This is a genomic window from Metallosphaera sp. D4-4 (assembly GCF_046245145.1).
In the GTDB taxonomy this organism is placed as follows: Archaea; Thermoproteota; Thermoprotei_A; order Sulfolobales; family Sulfolobaceae; genus Metallosphaera; species Metallosphaera sedula.
Genome location: NZ_CP176412.1, coordinates 1,607,189 through 1,626,681, shown reverse-complemented (window position 1 = coordinate 1,626,681; position 19,493 = coordinate 1,607,189). Strand labels below are relative to the sequence as shown.

Genomic DNA, 19,493 nt, shown 5'->3' with positions numbered 1-19,493 from the left:
AAAGGGACCCTGATCACCTTCCTTTCCTAGCCCTTATTTTATTTCCCTTAACGAGGGCCATCCCAATATTCCCATCATGTTTTATCACAACTCTTCCTCTTTCGAAACGGGCGTACAAAAATGTGTACTTACCCTTACGGATCTTGTCATAATAGTTTAATCTACCTAGGCTAAACTTCTCTGCAACTTGCTCTAACATGGTTATGTCTCTCCTCTCATCCTCTCCTGAAGGCAAAGAAAAGACATGAAGCGCCTTCATTAATCATTATTTATGATCTCAGAAGTTATATAATTAATCATGGACGAGGAAAGAAAGTCGATCCTGGATGAATTAGACAGAGCAGTTAAGGAATTTGTTTCCCATGAGCGGACATACCTCTTGATACCGGAGGTAAGGACCAACGTGGGTTACGCGATTAGAAACGCTAGGGATGCAAATGACGTGGCAGCCATCCCAGGGAGAATAACCACAGCGTTCCAAAGGGCAATCTACTGCCTTCCACCAGCCTTCGGTGCGTCTGATCACATAGCGAGAGTTATCCTCACCGCGATGAAATATAATCCTGAAACGAGAAGCGCCATTAATCTCGCGTATTACCCACAATTCCTAAAGTTAAACCCCTACATTTTTGACCGTTCTCAGGAACCGCCAGGACAGAAACCAGTAGAGAGAAAGACCATGAACTTCATGATAGAGAAGGCTGTACAAGACACGGGAAGAGTACCTGAATTCATTGTGGATAAGGGGGATTTTGGCAAGGAACCTGGACTGTTCATCCTAGGAGGAACTCCCACTGAGGTGATCAGCAAAGCGATTCATCTACTCTCGTTACTTTGAGACTCCAAGATCCTCTCAATCTTAGCACGACACTCTAAAAGGGCTGAGCTCACTTGGTTGTATACCTTTTCATCAAACATTTTGTCCCTGTAGCTGTAAAGAACTAGACTAATATCAAAGAGCATGCTTACCAGCTTCTTGTAATCCACAGGGGTTGAAAGTATGGAATTTATGTTAGCTTTAGCCTCAGTCCATTTCTTGAGACCTTCGTCAGTTAGACTGTATACTTTCTTACCGTCACGTTCTTCCACCTTAACTAGCCCCTCCCTGATCAAGTTTTTGAGTACAGGGTAAAGGGAACCAGGACTTGGCTTATAGACTCCATTGAACTTACCCTCTATGGTCTTCATGATCTCATATGCATGCATAGGTTTGTGATGAAGTGCGTCCATTATGAGAAACTTTAACGCCCCCCGCCTCAGCCTCTCTAAATTCATCTTCATGAGAACAGTGTATTTGATTGGAGTAAAATAATTCTATGTGTAGTTGAGCTAGTCCAGGCGTGAGCCAAGAGGTAAATTTGAGATTAAGATCATGTTATTTCTCTCTCCTTTTATTTTATTTTTGAAATATTAATTAGTTAGAGAGTTGGAAAGTTGACACGGTATTGAATCCTCCTGGATCCTGGATACAGAGTCCTACGCATGACGTGCCCTAACTTAAGGTCTAGCAACTCATAATCTTAAAATTACGCACCCTATACATCAACCATGGATGTTACCCTTGAAAAGAGAAAGGGATATCTACTCCTCATATTTAACACAGGTGGCAGATACAACGTTTTCACAACTAGGTTCATGATAGAAATGATAGATACTCTGTCTGAGGTGGAGAAGATTAGAGATCCTCACTATTTAGTTATTAGAGGAGAAAATGGAAATTTTGGGGCTGGCGCTGACGTCAAGGAGCTTCTGAAGGCCAACGGCGATAAGGAATATGCAAAAGTCTATTTCGGACACATGAAGGACCTGTTTGTGAAAATGCTATCCCTCAACAAGGTCACAATAGGACTTGTTGAGGGGGTTGCATATGGCGCGTCCATGGAACTACTCCTTGCCCTGGATATAGTAATTGCGAAAAGAGGAACCAAGTTTGCCGCCCCAGGAGGAAAGTTAGGGGTTTTCCCACCAGTTCTAGTCTCCATAGGTCCCTATCTTCTGGGACATAGGATATCAAGGAAGTTGGCTATGTTGGGAGAGGAGCTGGATACTAAAGGAGCCATAAACGCAGGTCTCATAGACTACGAGGTAGACGACCTAGAAAAGGGTCTTCTGGAACTACTGAACAGGCTGAAGGTCATGTCGCCATCAGCTCAGGTGAGAATGAGAAAACTGATACTTCAAAGCCTTATACCACATCTCGAAAAGGCGTTCGATGAACTGGCTACACAGGTCACCTCTGACGAGGCTAGGGAGGGGATAAGTTCCTTCTTCTCGAAAACCTCTCCCTCATGGTCCTCAGTCGGTTTCTCGTAATCTCATTAACCTACCTCCCACATATACTAAACCCACTGTGAGAACTGCAATGTAACCTACGTCAAACAGGGGAGGTAGAACGTTATATACTACCAGGTCCCTAATGACGTCATTTATTATGGAAAGGGGTTGATAGGCTACTATGGGCTTGAGGAGAGGTGGAAATGCACTGAGGCTGAAGAAGGCATTACTTAGAAACATTAGGGGAAAAACTAGGACGTTAGCCGCGGTCTGAGCCACAAACAGCTTGTCCTTTGGGCTTAGGCCAAATATAACTGCACCCAGACCGGCAAACATTAGCGTAGAGATGGCTAGGAATGCCACGAAGGATACACTGATAAGGGGTAGAAATCCAAAGGCGAGGCCCAGGAGAAGGATGGGAACGGTGGAAATTAAGGTTATTACGATCTCGTAAATTATGAGACCCATAACCCACTCGTAGCTCTTGAGAGGAGACGCAGCTATCCTATCAACCAGTTTATCCCTATAATATCCTGCGGCTACCCCCGTAACCCCAAATACCCCATTTGAAAGGGAAATAACTCCTATCATGCCGGAGATCACGTAATCGTAATAGGTAAATCCCTGTTGTGGTGAGATCTTGAAGGAGACCGTACTTACATCGGAGAGGTAGTCCTGGATTATGGCCTCAAGGGAGGGCACCAGGTAGTTATCCTCTTGTGGGTAGAATATGCTTACCTTACTTCCGTTCACTTCTACGTAAATATAATTGTGGATAAGGGCTTCTCTCTCGTTTGACCCAACAACGCCCGTAAACAATTCGGTATGATTTAGGTAGCCCGCGAGGGAATTGTTTCCATTGACCACAACTACCACATGTGGTTCAGCCGCAGCACCAAATCCTAGCGCGAAAATGAGGGTCAGGAAAAGCGGGAAGAAGATTACGAAGAACAGGGTAGTTTTACTGCTCAGGTTATCCTTTATAATGGCCCACGCAGTAATCAGTGCGTTTCTCATTATACATCACCTAGAGATTCCATGAGTGCCAGATACGCCTCCTCGAGAGTCTGTTTTCTGAACTCCTCCATCAGTTCCCCAGGAGTGGATAGTCTAACGATCTTCCCGTTAAAGATGATCCCAATTCTGTCAGATAACTTCTGTGCCTCATCTAGGTAATGGGTTGTGAGAAGTACAGATATACCCCTCCTTTTGACCTCGGTTATCAGGTTCCAGACATCCCTCCTTGACCTAGGATCCAGTCCGACCGTTGGCTCGTCCATGAAAAGCAACTTTGGATCTCCTGCCAGGGAACACGCAATTGCAACTCTCCTCTTATAACCTCCTGAAAGGTTTCTGAACCTTGTCTTCCTGTATTCTAGGAGATCAAGCGACTTCATGAGTTCCTCAACCTGAGATTCCTCTCCACGGTAGAGCTTCACGAAATACTTGATGTTCTCCTCCACGGTGAGATCAGAGAAACCTTGAAATTCCTGTGGGACAACCCCAACTTTCTCCCTAACCTTACTACATTGATCAGGAACGCTGTATCCCATGACCTCAACCTTCCCGCTGGTTGGCTTGGTTATGCAGGAGAGTATCTTCACAGTAGTGGTCTTCCCTGCCCCGTTAGGTCCTAGCAGGGCAAAGATCTCACCACTTTCAACGTGAAAGCTTATCCCCCTCAGGGCCTCCTTGCGCCTGTTGTAAACCTTCCATAGGTTCTCGACGTCGACTATTCTCATGAGTCGATATATCTGAAAAAGGGAAAGTAATTAATTTATCGTAAATCCGTAATTAAAGAAAAGCCATACCACACTAATGGGATTGTTGGATTTAGCGCGTCAAGAACAACTATTCATACATAAGTTAATGATCTCTTGAAAAAGTTTTTAAGAAAGTGGATTAATTTTATTTTGGGTTTATCATGGACTACTTGCCGATTTTTCTCGCTGTTGCCTCCCTGATGACTGCGTTCTCCATTTACCTAATTTACCTAGTGAAGAAGGGCATAAATGGGATTGGCTTCCTCCTGGTGCTCTACCTTAGCGGTAGTATGGTGATAATGTTTGCGTCCCTCTCTGTGTTTTTCTCGTCGCCCAATCAGACCACCGAGGCATTGGCTCTAGCTTCCAACTCCGCCTACATGATCTTCGGGCTCATCCCAATTCTCTTCAGTATAAACAGGAAACCTAACGCGAGAAGATGGTACACGGTCCTACTCTTTGCCGTGAGCATGGCCGTCTCAGAGGCGTTGATGGGCGAGACCTTTGACTCAATCCTAACTAAGCAACTGGGTAATCCACTACTAGGAGTTCAGAACTATTGGTACTATGGCGTCATGATCTCTGAGATGGTCTTCACTCTTGTCTACTCGCTTAAGGGCATGGATAGAACCCTCAGAAATTACCTGGTTGTGGCTCTTCCCATAATGGGGATCTCTCCCATGATTTTACCCAGTAACCCTACGTTCGTGACCGACGCCACATGGCTAAATGCCAGTCTGATGATAGTTGCAACTATCCTAATCTACGAAACCTTGTACAGGAATAGGCTAAAGAGAACACAGGAGACCATGACGTCCCTCGAGATGATGCTCGTGTTTACTCTAATGATGGCGGGTTTGTTCACCTATTACTTGACGGGGAGCTGGTACGTCTTCGACTTCTCCATGCTAGCTGGAATGTCGTGGTTCATTTACAGGGCAATTGAGGGACCAAGTCACTTGAAGGGAAACTACATAAGGGATGCTACCTGGACTTTCTCCTTCATCCTTGTAACGTTTATCATGGAATGGTTCATGGGCGGAGTTCTAGATTTCGTTACTGGAACGTTCTCCACTGGGGTATCAGGGTTTATTTCCTCCCTACCCCTAGGATTTGTGAGCCCGACGAAGGACTTTGGACTTGGGGCCCTGTTTGACTTCCTTTCCATCTTCGGGGCCGTAACAGGTTCCATCTGGTTTCTAATCATGATGGGTACAGAGATGGGAATGCTTGCTGTGTTCAGGATAGGCCAGGTAAAGCTGAGAGAGAACAAAATCAGGCTAGCGCTCATGGTATCTGCGTATGCGATTTACACGATTTATTTGCCCTCATTCTCTCCCCTGGCCTCCAAGATTCCTTACATACCCTACATGTGGAGCATGGGACTGGGCACGCTAGGTCCAGTTTCGAGCCATTACTTGATTCCAGGAATAGTGGGGACTTACGTAGTAAGTGCAATTCTCTCCTTCCTCTTCGGGTCGAGACAGATCTGCTCCGTGACCTGCACTGCACCTACAATGTATCAGGGCACTTTCTACGACTCGTTAAAGAGCTTTAACAGAACGTCAAAGCTAGGAAGGAAAACTCTCGGTAGTAGATTGAGGCCTTGGTACAAGGTTATTGCCCTAACTGTCTGGGCCTCTCTCCTAGCCTTTGCAGTGGTATCCTTCCTGGACCAGAAAGGCCTACTCAACTTCACGATTTTTGGGAATGACCCCACGGTATTTCTCTACTCCTTCTACTTTAACTTCCTTTGGTACGTCGTGTTCATTTCCATCCCGTTCATGGGCACTTACGCATGTGCAACCCAGGGGTGGTGTTCATGGGGAACCTTTAACCAGTTCTTTGGAGGACTTGGATTATTCAAACTCAAGGTCAAGGATCCAGACCTCTGCGTGAAATGCGAGACCAAGGCTTGTGCGGAGGCTTGTCCAGTTGGTAACACCGACCTTCCTGGAAACTTCATAAGGAGTGGGCAGTTCAAGTCCATGAGATGTATTGGCGTGGGTGACTGCGCTGAGGCTTGTCCCTACAACAACATCTCGTTTTATGATATAAGATCATGGCTTAAGGAGAAATTAAAGTAACCTGGTTTATTTAGTTTTTTATTTTATTAAATTTCTATCAATTATTTCTTGTCAGAGTAAATGGACTAATTTTAACTTTTATAAGACAAACGTATATATTGGTTATCCCCGTTAATCATGGTATGGAAACTCCTATAAGTGGACTGGTAAACTTCGTTAAACAAGTATTCCAGCTGGACAAGGATTGGCTATCTAGGATAACCATGGCAATGATTGTGATGAGCCTCATTTGGGGGATGTTAGGGATAATTGATGCCCTCATGGCCAGGATACAAGAGGCGGTCTGGGCAACCTCCTCAAACTTCATACTCACGTCGCAGGAATATTATGGATCCATCACCCTTCACGGTGCCAGGGATCTATTCGGGTTCGCTGTTCAACTGGAGATAGCAGTGTTCGCGTTCCTATCCCTCAGGATTTTGAAGTTAGAGCCTAGGGCTAAGTGGTTCATGAATCTTTCCTTTATCATCTTCAATATCTCCTTCATGCTACTAGAGGGACCCATAGTTCTTTACCCAACCTTCAATGACAACTACTTCTCTGCAGGCTCTTGGTATTACTTAGCTCCCCTAGGTTTACCCAACTATTCACAGTACGTCCTTAGCCCTCTATGGTACGTGGGGATGGAGCTCCTAGATATTGGTACCTACATGTTTGTGATCTGGCTGATTTACCACTTCTACTTGGCCTCTAAGACCACGAAGGAGAAGTTACCCATCTTCACGGTTTACGCCCTGATGACTGCGCTAATGATAGCGATTGGGTGGAGCGGTGAGGCAGCAGCCAACACGTGGGACCTCCTCGCAATTGCAGGGATCACTGGAATGAACGTAATCGCCAACCAGATTGCCTTCTGGATTCTGGGTCACTCCATCGTGTACATAGTCTGGATGCCCGCCATAGCGTCGATGTACTATCTTATCCCACTTCTAGTTAACAAGCCACTTTACAGCGATAAAATGGCAAGGATAGCTGCACTCATGTACCTGATCTTTTCCAACAATGTTCCGATTCACCATCTCTACATGGTAAACTTCCCAGTCTCGGTTAAGGTGATGCAGGAAGTGCTTACCTATGCCGTGGTTGTGCCCTCCATGCTAACGTTCTTCAACCTGTGGGCTACGGTGAAGGGGGCATCAGTTAAGATCAACTTGATCTCCATGTGGATAAGTATAAGTTTCGCTGGGGCTATTGCGGCAGGCGTAACGGGAATCTCTAACGCCAACATAGCCTTTGACTCAATCATTCATAACACCATGTGGGTTCCGGGACACTTCCACGCAATGATATTCTACTCCATCGTTCCTGCCGGTTTTGCCACTCTCTATTACATGGTACCCATGCTGACGGGGAGGATGTGGTTCTCCTCTAAGATTGGATGGCTACACATGGTAGGATATATGATAGGAACCACAATGGTTGTCTATGGATTTGATGCTCTTGGCCTAGCAGGGCTCACCAGAAGGGCTGAGGTGTTCCCGAGAACCCCCGTCTACGTCACCCCCGAGATAATATCTGCCCTGGGTGCACTCATTGCTGATGCTGCAACATTGGCCTGGCTAGGAAATCTGGTGTTGACACTCCTTAAGGGAAGGACTGCCAACCTGGAAGGTCTTTCCATGGGTGAGGCAATAAATACTGTAGCGTTGCAACTGGGAGCTCCAGAGCTCTCTGGTTTCAGTGCTCCGAGCGTGATAGGGCTAATAAGAGCAGAAGAGAACAAGATAAGGAGCTTCTTCACCAAGGCAAAAATGATCAAATAAGTTTTAAGCCACTTGTTTTTTGTTGGCAATTTCTTTTAGAACTTCCTCAACTTCTGGAAACCTTTTCAGTTGGTATCTTGAGAGCTTAAGTTCCCCATCCACGTAGACGTCAAAGATACCGTTCTTTCCCTGTTCCAACTCCACCTTGACATCATCAAAATATGACAGAACTTCCCTTGAAACTTCCAGGGCCCTATCCAGATAACCGCAGGGCCTACAATAAACTATCTTAACTGAGTGCATGAGATGATCAAGTTTGCATCAGTTAAATAGTTAACTATCTAAATAGATTAATAATTCAAATTTATTAGGAGTTTCTAGATGAAGAACATTGACGTTAAAGCGAGTGATCCTCAAGGTACGCTAACTCTAGCGTCTATACTACAATTTTTAAGCGAAATGTTTTCACCATGACTGTGCTTTGGTTAATCTTTACTTCAGGTAAGTGCAACTTAACCTGCGATTACTGTGGAGGTTCCTTTGAGAAAGATGTAGTGCCCTGGAAGGTTAAGTACGACGTCAACAAATTGAGGGAGCTTATTTCCAGGGACCCTGACCCCACGGTTATCTTCTACGGTGGGGAACCCCTATCCAATCCGAGATTCATTGCCCAGTTCATGGACACCGTGAAGGCCTCTAGGTTCGGTATACAGACCAATGGAACTATGGTGAAGCTCCTTCCAGAGAGTTACTGGAGGAGAATGAATCTAGCCCTTTTGTCCATAGACGGGAGAAAGGAGATCACGGACAAGCATAGAGGCAGGGGAATCCATGACAGGGTAGTCGCTAATGCAAGTTACCTCAAGTCCTTGGGCGTGGAGATCATAGCTAGGATGACAGTTACCCAAGATAGCGAAATTTTTGAAGAGGTCACGTACTTACTTAATACGGGAGTTTTCGACAAGATTCACTGGCAACTTAACGTGGTCTGGACTGATAGATGGAACGTGGAGGAATGGGCAAAGAATAGCTACCTCCCAGGAATAAGGTCCCTCGTGAAGCTATTTGAGGACTCGCTTAAGGAGGGGAAGATCCTGAAAATCATCCCCATCCTTGGAGTTATAAGTGCGTACTATTTTGGAGGCTACAGGGGATCACCCTGCGGGGCAGGTTATAACTCAGTCTCGGTTACCACTGACGGTAGGATCATATCATGTCCCATTGCCGTCAGGGAGAAATGGGCTGAGTTGGGTAACGTCAACACGGGCTTCAGGTTACTTGAGGAACCTCTGCCCAAGGAATGCCAAACTTGTGAGTTCAACAGGGTTTGTGGTGGGAGATGCCTCTATGCATCTCAGGAGAAGTACTGGGGAGAGGAAGGTTTCAAGGTGGTTGACGACATTAACAAGGAATATCTCAGAACCGTGCTTTCGCTCATTCCAACGGTAAACTCCCTAGTTCAGAAAGGAAAAATCTCGCTTCGCGATTTATATTACGATCCAACAAAGGACTCTACGGAAGTAATACCTTAATCTCTTTGTGAAGAACACCACAAAGTAATAAAGGACCTGCCCATGTATTATCACTATGGATTCAGCATTCTTCAACGAGGTCGCAAAAAAATGGCAAGAAAAGTGGGAGAACAACAAGGTATTCGAGGCAAATCCCTCTAACTCCGAGAAGTACTTTATTACTGTTGCATTTCCCTACACCAACAGTCCCCTTCACATAGGTCACGGAAGGACATACATTACTGCGGACATTGTGGCAAGGTATCAAAGGATGATAGGGAAGAATGTGCTATTTCCCTTTGCTTTCCAGTTCACTGGAACTCCGATTCTCTCGATCTCAGAGTCGATTAAGAGAGGAGACAGTGACATAATTTCCGATTTCATTAACCTCTACAAGATTAGCCCAGAGAAGGTAAAGGAGTTTGAAGACCCTCTGAAACTGGCTGAGTACTTTAAGGAGGACATGAAGAGGATGGCTAAGGCCTTGGGTCTTAGCGTAGATTGGAGGAGGGAGTTCACGACAATCGATCCAAGGTTTGGACAATTCATCAAATGGCAGTTTAGGAAACTCAAGGAGAAGGGTTTCATCACGACCGCTACAGATGCCGTGGGATATTGTCCAAACGATAATTTCCCAGTGGGGATGCACGACACTAAGGGGGATGTGGAACCCGAAGTCCAGGAGATGGACGTGATAGAGTTTGAGGGTAAGGACGTGGTGTTTCCCACTGCGACATCTAGACCAGAGACCGTGTTTGGTGCAAACGCGGTCCTAATAAATCCTGAGGCCACCTACGTTTTAATAAGGGGTTCCAACTGGGTCCTTTCCAAGGAGGCCTTCAGAAAACTCAGTTATCAGAGGGAGCTAGTACCGGAGAGGGAGGTTCAAGGAAAGGACCTAATCGGACTCACGGTGAAGAACCCGATCTCAGGGAAGGACGTGAAAGTCTACGGGAGTAAGTTCGTTGACGCGAAAATGGGCACTGGTTCCGTTATGGCTGTCCCTGCCCATGAACCTCTGCATTATCTTGGCCTATCCGAAGTCCTGAGTGAGGTTGAGGTTATCCCAGTCATCAGCACAGAGGGTTACGGTGATTTCCCAGGACCCGAGGTGCTCGCGCTAGCCGGGACCAAGAACCCGGCAGAGCTCAAGGACTACATAGATACCCTGTACCGAGAAGAGTACTATAAGGGTGTCATGAGGGAGGACATAGTTGACCTAGTCCCAGATTATATGAGATCCATTGTCAAGGATAGGATAGCAGGGAAGAGGGTACCAGAGGCTAGAAGGGAGACTGTGGAGCTCCTGAGAAGCCTAGGGAAGCACGACTTGATATACGAGATATCCAACGGACCAATCTACTGTAGATGTGGGGCAGAGATAGTTGTGAAGGTTATCAGGGACCAATGGTACATAACTTACGATAACCCATTATGGAAATCGTGGACCATGAAGGCCTTGGACAGAATCAGTATAGTCCCTGAGGAAGCAAGAAAGGATATGGCCAAGGCCATATTCTCCATGAAGAGGCGGGCGTGCTCCAGGAGCAGGGGACTTGGGGTTAAGTTGCCCTGGGATGAGTCCCAAATAATAGATAGCCTGAGCGATTCCACGATTTACACGGCGTTCTACACTGTGGCGCATAAACTGAGTCATGACCCCTCTAAGCTAAATGACCAATTCTGGGACTTCGTCTTACTTGGAAACGGAGATGCCTCAGAGGTCAGCAAGGTCACGGGGATTAGTGTTGAGGAGCTCAAGGATCTCAGAAACGAGTTCTCATACTGGTATCCCCTGGACTCGAGGCACAGCGGGAGGGACCTTGTTCAGAACCATCTCCCCTTCCTGATTTACAATCATCTAGCCATATTCGGGGAAAGCCTCCTCCCAAGGCAGATTGTGGTTAACGGGTTCGTAAGGGTTGGCGGAAAGAAAATGAGTAAGAGTTTCAGAAACATTTACCCGCTCTACAAGGCAGTGGAAGAGTATGGAGTGGACCCCGTAAGGCTAGCCCTGACCATATCCTCTGAACTTCTGGAGGACACAGATTTCGACGTGAACACAGTAAAGGCTGTGACAGATCAATTGCGCAGGATGTACGACTTGGCCGTGAACTTATCTAAGTTAAGGGAAAACGAAAGTACGGGTCTCCCAGAAAAGTGGTTGTTATCAATAATCCACTACAAGGTGAAGGAGGTCTCTGACCTGATGAACTCGCTGGACTTGAGAAAGGCGTTCAACATTATCTTGTATGAGTACTATGAGATCCTCAGGGACTACCTCAGCATGGTTAGTAACCCAAACACAAGCGTACTGAGAAAGGCGATCGAAATTTGGGCTAGGTTAATATCGCCAGGTGCTCCGCATATTGCCGAGGAGATATGGCACATATTCAATGAAGGTTTCGTCTCTTTGACCAGATATCCTGTGCCCGAGGAGCTAGAGGTGGACGGACAGGCCGTAATACAACTAGAATATATTAGGCATCTGATAAACCAGGTGAAAGAGATATCCTCCATGGCGAATAAGCAACCCGAGAAACTAATCATTTACGTTTCGAACTCTGACGAACTCGGAATTCTAAGGGCGGTGTTGCGAGGATTAAGGGAGAGGAAGAACCTTAGGGAATTGAGCTCTATTACAGGCCAACGGGAGGAATACCTTAGGAGCCTTGTGGAAAGGGTTCAATCCTTGCCCCCAATCTTACGAGAGCTGATCGTAACATATCCACTAGATGAGTTCAAGACAATCACGGATAACCTCAATTTCCTTGTTAGGAGGCTCGACGTAGATGAGATCCAGGTGTATAGGTCTGACGAAGCTAACGCCCCGGACATAAAGGGAAAGAAGAGTAATGCCCTGCCCCTACTTCCTGGCATCGTGATAATCTAGGTGAGATTGTGGAGTTGATCGAGACTCAGGAAGTATTTGATAGAGTTAGTCAGCTAATAAATTCCGCGACAGAAAGGCTGATTGTCCTAACGGATAGGATAAGGGACTCTATTGCCCAAGATCTTCTGCGGAAGGCTGGAAGCGGAGTAGATGTTAAGCTAATCACATCAGACCTTAACTGGGCGAGATGGCTGGAGAACAGGGCTAAGGGTTATATGAAGGATGAAGAGGAAAAGATCTCCCAGGAGGTTCAGGAGCTGTCAAATAAGATCGAGTTTTTCAATAGGGTACCCTGGATAGCTCTAGTTGTTGTGGGAGCAGTCTGGATTGTCCTCCTTGTGAGGGGGCTAAGAGGTTTAGAAATGATACCAGCATTACTTGTGGGATTAGGGGTTATTTACTACATCATGTATTATTCTTACAAGAGAAGAAGGAGTTACAGGGAAGAAATTGCTGTGAAGGCGGAGAGTAGGGAAAGGATAGCTGAGGAATATAAGGGAGTTAGGGAGAGCCTCTCGAAACACCTCCACGTTATCGAGATTGATTTTGAACTAAGTTTTAGTGTAATAATATCAGACGCCAGTGCCATCATAACTTCTACTCCATTGGAGACGGAGAAAGAAAGAGGTTATCACGTATTTACTGAACTGGAAGTTGAAGAAGCAATGAAAATAGTTGATTCGATCACGTCTATACAATCCTTGAAACGGCCTTGAGAATCTCTATTCCCTGTCTTATCCCCTTTTCCGCACCCTCTATTGGGTTGGCCTCGAAGAACCTTTCTACTTCCTCTACCCTGCCTATCCCGAGGAGGGGTATTACATCAGCCATAACTCTGCCGAATATTCCGGTCCCCTGGTAGATCTCCGCAACCTTCTTGGAGTGTATCTTTATCCATTCCCATACGGCGTCTCTAACGTTGGGATAGAATAGTGAGTACTGGAGAGACCTGATGATGTCCTGTTTTTTCATCTCCCCGGTGAAGACCATGCTAAGGACGTTAACTACCGAGTGTGGGGAATTCATGGAAAGCATAGCGTTGAGGAGCCTAGTCTTATCCTCATCAAACTTTGACTGTCTATACATGGTCAAGAGTTGATCAAGCGCCTGCGATCCTGCGGACACGGCATAGGCTATTGCAACCGCGCTCTTCAGGTCCCCGTCAAGTTGGTCATACTGGCTGAATTGGGCTGAGAGAGATGTAGCAAACTTGGGATCCATCTTTGAGAGGTTCATGGCCAGCGTGGAGTAAGTCCTCCTACCCACTGGATCCTGCCTAGTACTCCACTCCTTTACCTGCTTGGAATGGAACTCCCTCGCTATCTCTCCGTACTTCTGGCTATTTACGGCATACAAAAAGGAGAGCTGGTCAGCAAGCTCTAGAACGGGGAGGTGATGCTTAGCGCTCATTAAACTCCTCACTACCTTGAAGTACTCATCCCGGGACACCTTACCTGCAAGGAGGAAAGCGAAGTAATCGTTGGCTAAGCCCCATTGCTCCTCAGGTGTTAGCTCGGATGCCAGGACAGGTCCCAGATCAAAGTACATGACCCTGTAGAATCCGGCCTTATCCAAGTTAACCTTGAGCTTGTTTACGTGGCCCACCTCGATTCTGACGCTCTTCCTTTCCATAACTAGGTCTTTCTTCTCTCCGTTGACCATGAGAGTTATGGGTATGGGATAGGTCTTTTCTGGAACAGGGTGAAGGCCAAACCTCTCCTGTGTAAGTTCAAGCTCGTTGCCGACTATCTGAACCTTAACCATGGGGTATCCATCCTCCAATACCCAGTGGGGCATTATCTTGGAGACTGGCTTACCAGAAGCCTCCTCCAAGCTGTTCCATAGGTCTTTTCCCTCGGCGTTTCCGTAACTGAACTTCTGCAAGTACTTGGAAATCCCCCTTCTGAATTCATCCTTGCCAATGTAGGACTCTATCATTCTCAGGATTGACGCACCCTTCCCATAGCTTATATCGTCGAAGATTTGTTCAACCTCCTCGGGGGAATTCACCTTGGTCTCAATGGGATGGGTAGTGGGAATGGAATCCTTCAGGAGTGCACCAGCAGTCTCATCTAGTAGGAACTCCCCCCACATGTACCAGTCCGAATGTAACATGTCTATTATCTTGTAGCTCATGAACGTGGCAAAGCTCTCATTGAGCCATAAATCGTTCCACCATTTCATGGTAACTAAATTCCCAAACCATTGATGGGCCAGCTCGTGTGCTACTACCTCGGCTACGCGTCTAATGTTGGAGAAGCCAGATTTTTCGTCTGCGAGAAGGGCAGTTTCCCTAAAGGTGATCGCGCCCCAGTTCTCCATTGCGCCAAAGGCGAACTCTGGAACCGCAATGAGATGAACCTTAGGTAGTTGGTACTTTATGCCATAATACTCTTCATATTTCCTGATGAAATCCCTCGCAAACTCAGCCGGTAACTTCGCCTTGCTAATCTTTCCTGGAACTGTGGCAACAATTATCTCGGGAACGTTTTGCAATCTAAATTCCTCGAATTTACCCACTCCCACGTATAGGAGGTAAGTGGACATGGGAGGAGTTTCGTGAAAAACGTAGGTAACCTGATCCCCTTCCTCCCTGGTCTCCTTAACGGGCATGTTAGAGATTACCTGTAGTCCCCTATCTACTGTTACTGATAGCCTGAACTTGGCCTTGTATGCTGGATGGTCCACGCATGGTATGAATTCCCTTGCATGACTTGATTCAAATTGGGTTGAGAACATGTAACTTCCGTTGTAGGGGGCCCTGTATATCCCGACGAGGGTATCCCTTACCTTGCCTGAAAAGGTTACCCTCAGGTCCCCAGAGAACTTACCCGTTTTTACCTTCACCTTGTTGTCTTCCAGTTTGAAGTCAGCTGATCTTCCGTCAATCTCCACCGAGTGGATCTCTAGTCCTACCGCATCTAACTCTACCCCGTCCTCAGTATCCAGGTTAATGATCTCGGTTCCCTTGTAGGTAGATTCCTTGAAATTGAAGATCACATGAATATCGTACGAGTTTATCTTCATGGAACAATGTGAATAACGTTCAACTAAAAAACTTATGGAACTTGACAATTCATGTTTATGTCTCTCCTTAAACCTGAACTCTATGAAAAACTGAAAGTGCATAACCAGAAGATTTTGAGATTAATGGTTCCAAATACCTAGCTAACTACCTTAGGAGATTACATGAGACTCTGATCTATCTCAACTCCCATAATCAATTTTTATAGTTAGTCCACAAGTCCCCACTGTTGGACAGTGATGAGAAACGACATTCCGAGAGTCCCCGAAGTCTCCCGTTGGAGCTAACAGGAAATGCCTTGAGGTCATAGTGAGGGCCCTGAAATATCTAAATTCGTCTTCACTCGAATCCAGTTTCAAGAGGGGCATTAAGGAAGTTGGCGAAAGTGTCCCTGGATGCTTCGAAACCTATCGGAATGTGGTTTGGGCCTTACCGCACGTGAAGCGCATCTACCCTTTAGTGGATCCTAGCTCGCTGGAGGCAGTGAAGATAGCCCTTACCCTAGGCCCTGATCCCTTCTCCCTTCCAAAATGGATTCTCGATAGGGTAAGGCCTTTACTCGGAGACGAGGGCCTGCGAAATCTCTTGAGGAGGAAAACGTGGGTCAGAATAAACACCCTGAAGAAAGGTTTACAGAAAATTCTAGATGAGCTGAAGGGGAAGGGGTACTCCTTCGTACCCGACCGAGACTTCAATTACCTTGTGGAATGGATCTTCCCCCAGATCTCCTCCATTCCCGAGTTCAGGCAGGGACTCCTGATACCTCAGGACAAGGCTAGCGTCATGGTGGTTAATGTTCTAGATCCCAAACCTGAGGAAACTATCCTGGAGATAGGCGGGGCGCCTGGTACAAAGACCTCTCTTATACAACAGCTCACACACAACAAATCCTACGTTATCTCGGTGGACATATCCGCGAGGAGGGTAGAGGCTCAGAGAAGGCTTCTTGCTAAGTGGGGTGTAAGTAACGTTGAGCTTGTGATCGCTGATGCAACGGAGCTGAAGGTTACTCATGCAGACAAGGTCCTCATAGATGCTCCTTGTAGCAACTCCGGAACTATGAACGTCGATCCATCCATACCTCTACGTCTAACCAAGGCGGAACTCCTTAAACTGGTCAGGATTCAGAAAATGATATTGAAAAGAGCCGTCTCGCTTGGCGTTCCTGTGGTGTACTCCACATGCTCATTATTCCCAGAGGAGGGGGAAAAACAGATGGAGGAATTCTCGAGATACCTAGTTAAGATAACTGACGATCCCCTACACATGGGTTATAGAAAGTCAAAGGTGTGGATGAGGGTCATGAGGACCTATCCTCACTTGGACTATTCTGAAGGTTTCTTCATCTCTAAGATAGAGCCTAGCCCATCCTAGTTTCATAGTAACGACAGGCCCAATCCTATCGCTGCCAGTATAACCAGGATAATCATCGTGATCACGAAGGCAACTATCGCTATACCCAGCGAGCTTAACCAACCTACGTCGAAAATGGTCTTGAATACCCACAGTACAGCTATGAAACCCACAATCAAGGCAATAAGATGACTGAATGGGCTGATCAGTCTATCCAAGATCAAGAATGCCAATATTCCAACAAAGGTGGCAACCATGGCCTTTCCTAGGCTAGCCTTTGAAGAGAATAGCTTAGCTGATAACCACACAGGTACAGATGCTATAACCCACGCGATTATCAAGGATAAAATAAAAATCAAAATTCCAATTAATGGATGAGCCATCTAAACCCTTGTTATATCCTTAAGCATGTTTTAAAAAGGTTATTCGGGATATGCCTCTGCGTACATTTCTTCGTCTAGGTCTTCCCTAATTCCCTTCTTTACCTCTTCTAGATGCTCGAGAATTTCATCCAGGGTGTTATAAGTTGTTGGAATATACTTTATTCTTCCGTAGCTCATCATGTAAGAGCCTGGGCAAAGGAACTGATTCTTGACTATTATCGCCTCAGGTTCCAACTCCAGAATTGCAGCCATTGTGGCTTCCTTGCTCATGGCGTAGGCAGGATTCTCGTATTGCTCCACTTCCCTCTTTTCTTCATCAATAATAGCAATTATTTCCGACTCCTCCAACGGTTTTAGATTTCTCTCCTTATCATATGTGAGAGCTATTCTCATTTGGATCAAAATAGGTTCAACTCATGGCTTATAAAATAGTGTATAAATCCAATGATCTAATGCTTGAGATAATAAAGATACAAAGAAGCGCAACGTAACAAACCAAAGTAGAAAAGAAAAAGAAATATTTCATCAAAAGGGTCTTTACTTCTTGCCTATCATGTTCAGTAGTTCCTTAGGGGCGTCCTTCTCGCTAACGGCTCCCCTTCCGGTCTTGCCGTTGTCGTCGTAGGTGAAGGACACCATCTTGCCTACTTTCCAGACCTTCTTTACTTTGCTTATGTCTACCTCTAGGTCTTGACCCTTATACTTGAACTTTATTTTGGTTGCCATTGAATGTTAATACGCTATCAACGTTTATAAACCTTACGATACTAAGGTAAGTAGTACTCATGATAATACCTTAATTAAAAACCCCTTTTAAAGGGACCAAATTTTATCGAGAGAGATTGGATAACAACTCGTAATGAATAAAAAAAGGTTTTTATTTATAGTCAAAATGTAGCTACTTTCCATTGGTAATACTAATAAATGAGAGACGATTAAAGAAAAGAAGTGTTAAGAAAAGATCGCTTTAGAGCCTGTCCACAATGTACTCAAACGCCTGGAAGTTTTGACTTGGCTGAGCCTGAACAAGTATTACGTATTCTCCCTTAAGTCCAACATAGTAGAAAGTTTGCCCAAAGGTCCCGTTCACGGAAAGATTGAAGTACTTGATCCCATTTAGGGATCCGTTCACCGCAAGCGACGATCCCTTGGTTGAGCCGTTTGAGGGTATTAGAGTTGTGGAATAAAGGTAGTTATATAGCGCCGTGGAGTTTGGACCATGTAATATGTCAACCCCCAAGGATTCCCCACTTGTCGATGTAGTACCCAGATAATACGCTGAATATTGGGTGAAGTTCCCTGTTGAGAAGTTAGGTTGCTGACTGCGAACTCAACTAGGGGTAAAGATGAAGTGCTAGGATACATGAAGCTTGGAACTGATAGCTTAGTTCCATTTCCACCTGTGAGATCAGCTTTAGCTAAGGCTAGAAAGCTCTCTTGGATAGTTGGAGAAACGTTGCCTGTAGCATTTACCTCAACCAAGTAATGCCCTACTACAGCATGTGGAAGACTAGTTGTGCTGTTAGGCTGACCTGAATAGGCAACGATGGAAATGGATATTACCGTTGAATTGGAACCTGCAAGCTCTACATATTCCTGGTAAAGTGAAAGGGCATTGGGGTACATCCCGGAAAGTAACTGCGATGAGTTGATCTCACCCATGGAAATTATCTTCCAATTTCCAGCAATGCCCTGACTTATCTGGCTCTGAGTTGGCAGGGTTGGCTCGCTCGAGGCAGAGGCAAGATTTGATGGGGCACGGTGAAGTTCCTGGAAGGCTAGAAGTCCAGCAAGTGCTATTACAACTACCGCTATTATACCTATGACGATGTTTCTATTCATTAGCTATTGCTCTGGCTTAGCATAAAAAACTCTTTCATCACCCTCACAAATCAAGGGCTTTAATCACGTTGCAGGGACTATCCACAAGAGTGGCTCCCTGACTCGCTATCCAAGACAGATCCAAGCCCAACTCTCCCTTCAGAATGAAGATCCTACCAAGACCTGCTCCCTTAAACGCGTGAAAATCGTGAAGTGTATCACCTACTCCCACGCTAACCTCAGGCAATGCTCTAAGCCTTTGGAGTGCCAAAACAACTGGGAAGGGATCGGGCTTGCCCTTTTCCACGTCGTCCCCAGCTATTAGTAAATCTGGGGTCACGCCTATAGCCCCTAAACTCTTAGAGGCTGACCTTCTCAGTGACGAGGTAACCACAGCTATGGAATATCCCTTTGATCTTGCCCTTTCAACCATCTCCCTAGCACAGGGCAAAGGCATCGCCTTCCTTGCTACCAGCTCATCAAATATATCATTTTTAACCTCGAAAAGCTCCTGGTACCTTTCCCCCGCCAGAGTTTTCGCTATGTCCAGAGTCCTCTTTCCCATGAGCAGATCAAGATTTACGTTTGCGTTAATTCCTAACCTTTTCATGGCCAGTTCCCAAGCTTCCTTATGAAGAAGGGCTGTTGTGGCGAGAGTTCCGTCAAGGTCAAGTATCATT

The 19,493-nt window shown here is 45.8% G+C and carries 20 protein-coding genes; 8 read left to right on the top strand and 12 right to left on the bottom strand.

The annotated features are described in order from the left end of the window. Positions 1-13: 13 nt before the first annotated feature. On the bottom strand, positions 14-259 hold the full coding sequence (locus tag ACI49J_RS08835; protein ID WP_240255466.1) for a hypothetical protein: 246 nt from the start codon (positions 257-259) through the stop codon (positions 14-16). A gap of 39 nt (positions 260-298) precedes the next feature. Here ACI49J_RS08835 and ACI49J_RS08830 point away from each other — a divergent pair, with 39 nt between their 5' ends. Continuing rightward, positions 299-838: a thiamine-phosphate synthase family protein gene (locus ACI49J_RS08830; protein WP_240255468.1), complete on the top strand. Its 540-nt coding sequence runs from the start codon at positions 299-301 to the stop codon at positions 836-838. On the opposite strand, the gene ACI49J_RS08825 is transcribed toward ACI49J_RS08830, so the two are convergent. Then, positions 817-1,281 (bottom strand): PadR family transcriptional regulator, encoded by a 465-nt coding sequence (locus ACI49J_RS08825; protein WP_012020528.1) that lies wholly within the window; start codon positions 1,279-1,281, stop codon positions 817-819. The genes ACI49J_RS08830 and ACI49J_RS08825 overlap by 22 nt on opposite strands. A gap of 267 nt (positions 1,282-1,548) precedes the next feature. Between ACI49J_RS08825 and ACI49J_RS08820 the strand changes: the two genes are divergently transcribed. Beyond that, a complete protein-coding gene (locus tag ACI49J_RS08820) occupies positions 1,549-2,313 on the top strand; it encodes an enoyl-CoA hydratase/isomerase family protein (RefSeq protein WP_240255469.1) in 765 nt (254 codons plus the stop codon). On the opposite strand, the gene ACI49J_RS08815 is transcribed toward ACI49J_RS08820, so the two are convergent. Together ACI49J_RS08815 and ACI49J_RS08810 are read right to left on the bottom strand one after the other, a co-directional pair. After that, positions 2,296-3,291, bottom strand: a complete 996-nt coding sequence (locus ACI49J_RS08815; protein ID WP_240255471.1) for an ABC transporter permease — start codon at positions 3,289-3,291, stop codon at positions 2,296-2,298. The genes ACI49J_RS08820 and ACI49J_RS08815 overlap by 18 nt on opposite strands. Continuing rightward, positions 3,291-4,016, bottom strand: coding sequence for an ABC transporter ATP-binding protein (locus tag ACI49J_RS08810; RefSeq protein WP_240255473.1), 726 nt, complete (start codon positions 4,014-4,016; stop codon positions 3,291-3,293). The genes ACI49J_RS08815 and ACI49J_RS08810 overlap by 1 nt, the downstream gene beginning before the upstream one ends. Positions 4,017-4,198: 182 nt before the next feature. Here ACI49J_RS08810 and ACI49J_RS08805 point away from each other — a divergent pair, with 182 nt between their 5' ends. After that, on the top strand, positions 4,199-6,124 hold the full coding sequence (locus ACI49J_RS08805; RefSeq protein ID WP_240255475.1) for a 4Fe-4S binding protein: 1,926 nt from the start codon (positions 4,199-4,201) through the stop codon (positions 6,122-6,124). A gap of 122 nt (positions 6,125-6,246) precedes the next feature. Next, a complete protein-coding gene (locus tag ACI49J_RS08800; protein WP_240255477.1) occupies positions 6,247-7,887 on the top strand; it encodes a cbb3-type cytochrome c oxidase subunit I in 1,641 nt (546 codons plus the stop codon). Between the two features lie 3 nt (positions 7,888-7,890). Here the strand turns inward: ACI49J_RS08800 and ACI49J_RS08795 are convergent, their stop codons facing one another. Next, positions 7,891-8,130: a SelT/SelW/SelH family protein gene (locus tag ACI49J_RS08795; protein ID WP_012020534.1), complete on the bottom strand. Its 240-nt coding sequence runs from the start codon at positions 8,128-8,130 to the stop codon at positions 7,891-7,893. Positions 8,131-8,303: 173 nt separating this feature from the next. On the opposite strand from ACI49J_RS08795, the gene ACI49J_RS08790 reads away from it, so the two are divergent. From ACI49J_RS08790 to ACI49J_RS08780, 3 genes are read left to right on the top strand one after another with little or no spacing between them, the layout of a single operon-like run. After that, positions 8,304-9,359 (top strand): radical SAM/SPASM domain-containing protein, encoded by a 1,056-nt coding sequence (locus tag ACI49J_RS08790; protein WP_240255479.1) that lies wholly within the window; start codon positions 8,304-8,306, stop codon positions 9,357-9,359. Positions 9,360-9,414: 55 nt separating this feature from the next. Then, positions 9,415-12,231 carry a leucine--tRNA ligase gene (gene leuS, locus ACI49J_RS08785; protein WP_240255481.1) on the top strand — a complete coding sequence of 939 codons (2,817 nt, stop codon included), beginning with the start codon at positions 9,415-9,417 and terminating at the stop codon, positions 12,229-12,231. A gap of 8 nt (positions 12,232-12,239) precedes the next feature. Then, entirely contained in the window at positions 12,240-12,947 is a 708-nt protein-coding gene (locus tag ACI49J_RS08780; protein ID WP_240255483.1) for a hypothetical protein, read from the top strand. Here the strand turns inward: ACI49J_RS08780 and ACI49J_RS08775 are convergent. Next, positions 12,922-15,258: a M1 family metallopeptidase gene (locus tag ACI49J_RS08775; protein ID WP_240255485.1), complete on the bottom strand. Its 2,337-nt coding sequence runs from the start codon at positions 15,256-15,258 to the stop codon at positions 12,922-12,924. The two genes, ACI49J_RS08780 and ACI49J_RS08775, sit on opposite strands and share 26 nt — an antisense overlap. A gap of 307 nt (positions 15,259-15,565) precedes the next feature. Between ACI49J_RS08775 and ACI49J_RS08770 the strand changes: the two genes are divergently transcribed. Continuing rightward, positions 15,566-16,630: an RsmB/NOP family class I SAM-dependent RNA methyltransferase gene (locus ACI49J_RS08770; RefSeq protein WP_240255487.1), complete on the top strand. Its 1,065-nt coding sequence runs from the start codon at positions 15,566-15,568 to the stop codon at positions 16,628-16,630. 2 nt (positions 16,631-16,632) lie between these two features. On the opposite strand, the gene ACI49J_RS08765 is transcribed toward ACI49J_RS08770, so the two are convergent. The 6 genes from ACI49J_RS08765 to ACI49J_RS08740 form a co-directional block, all read right to left on the bottom strand. Then, the gene (locus ACI49J_RS08765; RefSeq protein WP_012020540.1) at positions 16,633-16,992 is read right to left on the bottom strand and encodes a hypothetical protein; all 360 of its coding nucleotides are present in this window, start codon (positions 16,990-16,992) and stop codon (positions 16,633-16,635) included. Between the two features lie 39 nt (positions 16,993-17,031). Further along, positions 17,032-17,385, bottom strand: coding sequence for a hypothetical protein (locus tag ACI49J_RS08760; RefSeq protein WP_012020541.1), 354 nt, complete (start codon positions 17,383-17,385; stop codon positions 17,032-17,034). Between the two features lie 144 nt (positions 17,386-17,529). Further along, positions 17,530-17,718, bottom strand: coding sequence for a DNA-binding protein Mcu7 (gene mcu7 / locus ACI49J_RS08755; RefSeq protein WP_009071314.1), 189 nt, complete (start codon positions 17,716-17,718; stop codon positions 17,530-17,532). Positions 17,719-17,959: 241 nt separating this feature from the next. After that, a complete protein-coding gene (locus ACI49J_RS08750) occupies positions 17,960-18,232 on the bottom strand; it encodes a hypothetical protein (protein ID WP_342811017.1) in 273 nt (90 codons plus the stop codon). Beyond that, complete coding sequence (locus ACI49J_RS08745) at positions 18,163-18,834, bottom strand: hypothetical protein (RefSeq protein ID WP_342811016.1); 672 nt, start codon at positions 18,832-18,834, stop codon at positions 18,163-18,165. Before ACI49J_RS08745 ends, ACI49J_RS08750 begins: the two co-directional genes overlap by 70 nt. 43 nt (positions 18,835-18,877) lie before the next feature. Beyond that, on the bottom strand, positions 18,878-19,492 hold the full coding sequence (locus tag ACI49J_RS08740; protein ID WP_240255518.1) for an HAD family phosphatase: 615 nt from the start codon (positions 19,490-19,492) through the stop codon (positions 18,878-18,880). Between the last annotated feature and the right edge of the window lies 1 nt (position 19,493).

Coding starts and splice junctions, on each gene's coding strand:
- ACI49J_RS08830 (WP_240255468.1), top strand. CDS start 299: ATGGACGAGGAAAGAAAGTCGATCCTGGATGAATTAGACAGAGCAGTT.
- mcu7 (WP_009071314.1), bottom strand. CDS start 17,718: ATGGCAACCAAAATAAAGTTCAAGTATAAGGGTCAAGACCTAGAGGTA.
- ACI49J_RS08810 (WP_240255473.1), bottom strand. CDS start 4,016: ATGAGAATAGTCGACGTCGAGAACCTATGGAAGGTTTACAACAGGCGC.
- ACI49J_RS08815 (WP_240255471.1), bottom strand. CDS start 3,291: ATGAGAAACGCACTGATTACTGCGTGGGCCATTATAAAGGATAACCTG.
- ACI49J_RS08795 (WP_012020534.1), bottom strand. CDS start 8,130: ATGCACTCAGTTAAGATAGTTTATTGTAGGCCCTGCGGTTATCTGGAT.
- leuS (WP_240255481.1), top strand. CDS start 9,415: ATGGATTCAGCATTCTTCAACGAGGTCGCAAAAAAATGGCAAGAAAAG.
- ACI49J_RS08775 (WP_240255485.1), bottom strand. CDS start 15,258: ATGAAGATAAACTCGTACGATATTCATGTGATCTTCAATTTCAAGGAA.
- ACI49J_RS08765 (WP_012020540.1), bottom strand. CDS start 16,992: ATGGCTCATCCATTAATTGGAATTTTGATTTTTATTTTATCCTTGATA.
- ACI49J_RS08825 (WP_012020528.1), bottom strand. CDS start 1,281: ATGAAGATGAATTTAGAGAGGCTGAGGCGGGGGGCGTTAAAGTTTCTC.
- ACI49J_RS08740 (WP_240255518.1), bottom strand. CDS start 19,492: ATGATACTTGACCTTGACGGAACTCTCGCCACAACAGCCCTTCTTCAT.
- ACI49J_RS08760 (WP_012020541.1), bottom strand. CDS start 17,385: ATGAGAATAGCTCTCACATATGATAAGGAGAGAAATCTAAAACCGTTG.
- ACI49J_RS08745 (WP_342811016.1), bottom strand. CDS start 18,834: ATGAATAGAAACATCGTCATAGGTATAATAGCGGTAGTTGTAATAGCA.
- ACI49J_RS08820 (WP_240255469.1), top strand. CDS start 1,549: ATGGATGTTACCCTTGAAAAGAGAAAGGGATATCTACTCCTCATATTT.
- ACI49J_RS08835 (WP_240255466.1), bottom strand. CDS start 259: ATGAAGGCGCTTCATGTCTTTTCTTTGCCTTCAGGAGAGGATGAGAGG.
- ACI49J_RS08800 (WP_240255477.1), top strand. CDS start 6,247: ATGGAAACTCCTATAAGTGGACTGGTAAACTTCGTTAAACAAGTATTC.
- ACI49J_RS08805 (WP_240255475.1), top strand. CDS start 4,199: ATGGACTACTTGCCGATTTTTCTCGCTGTTGCCTCCCTGATGACTGCG.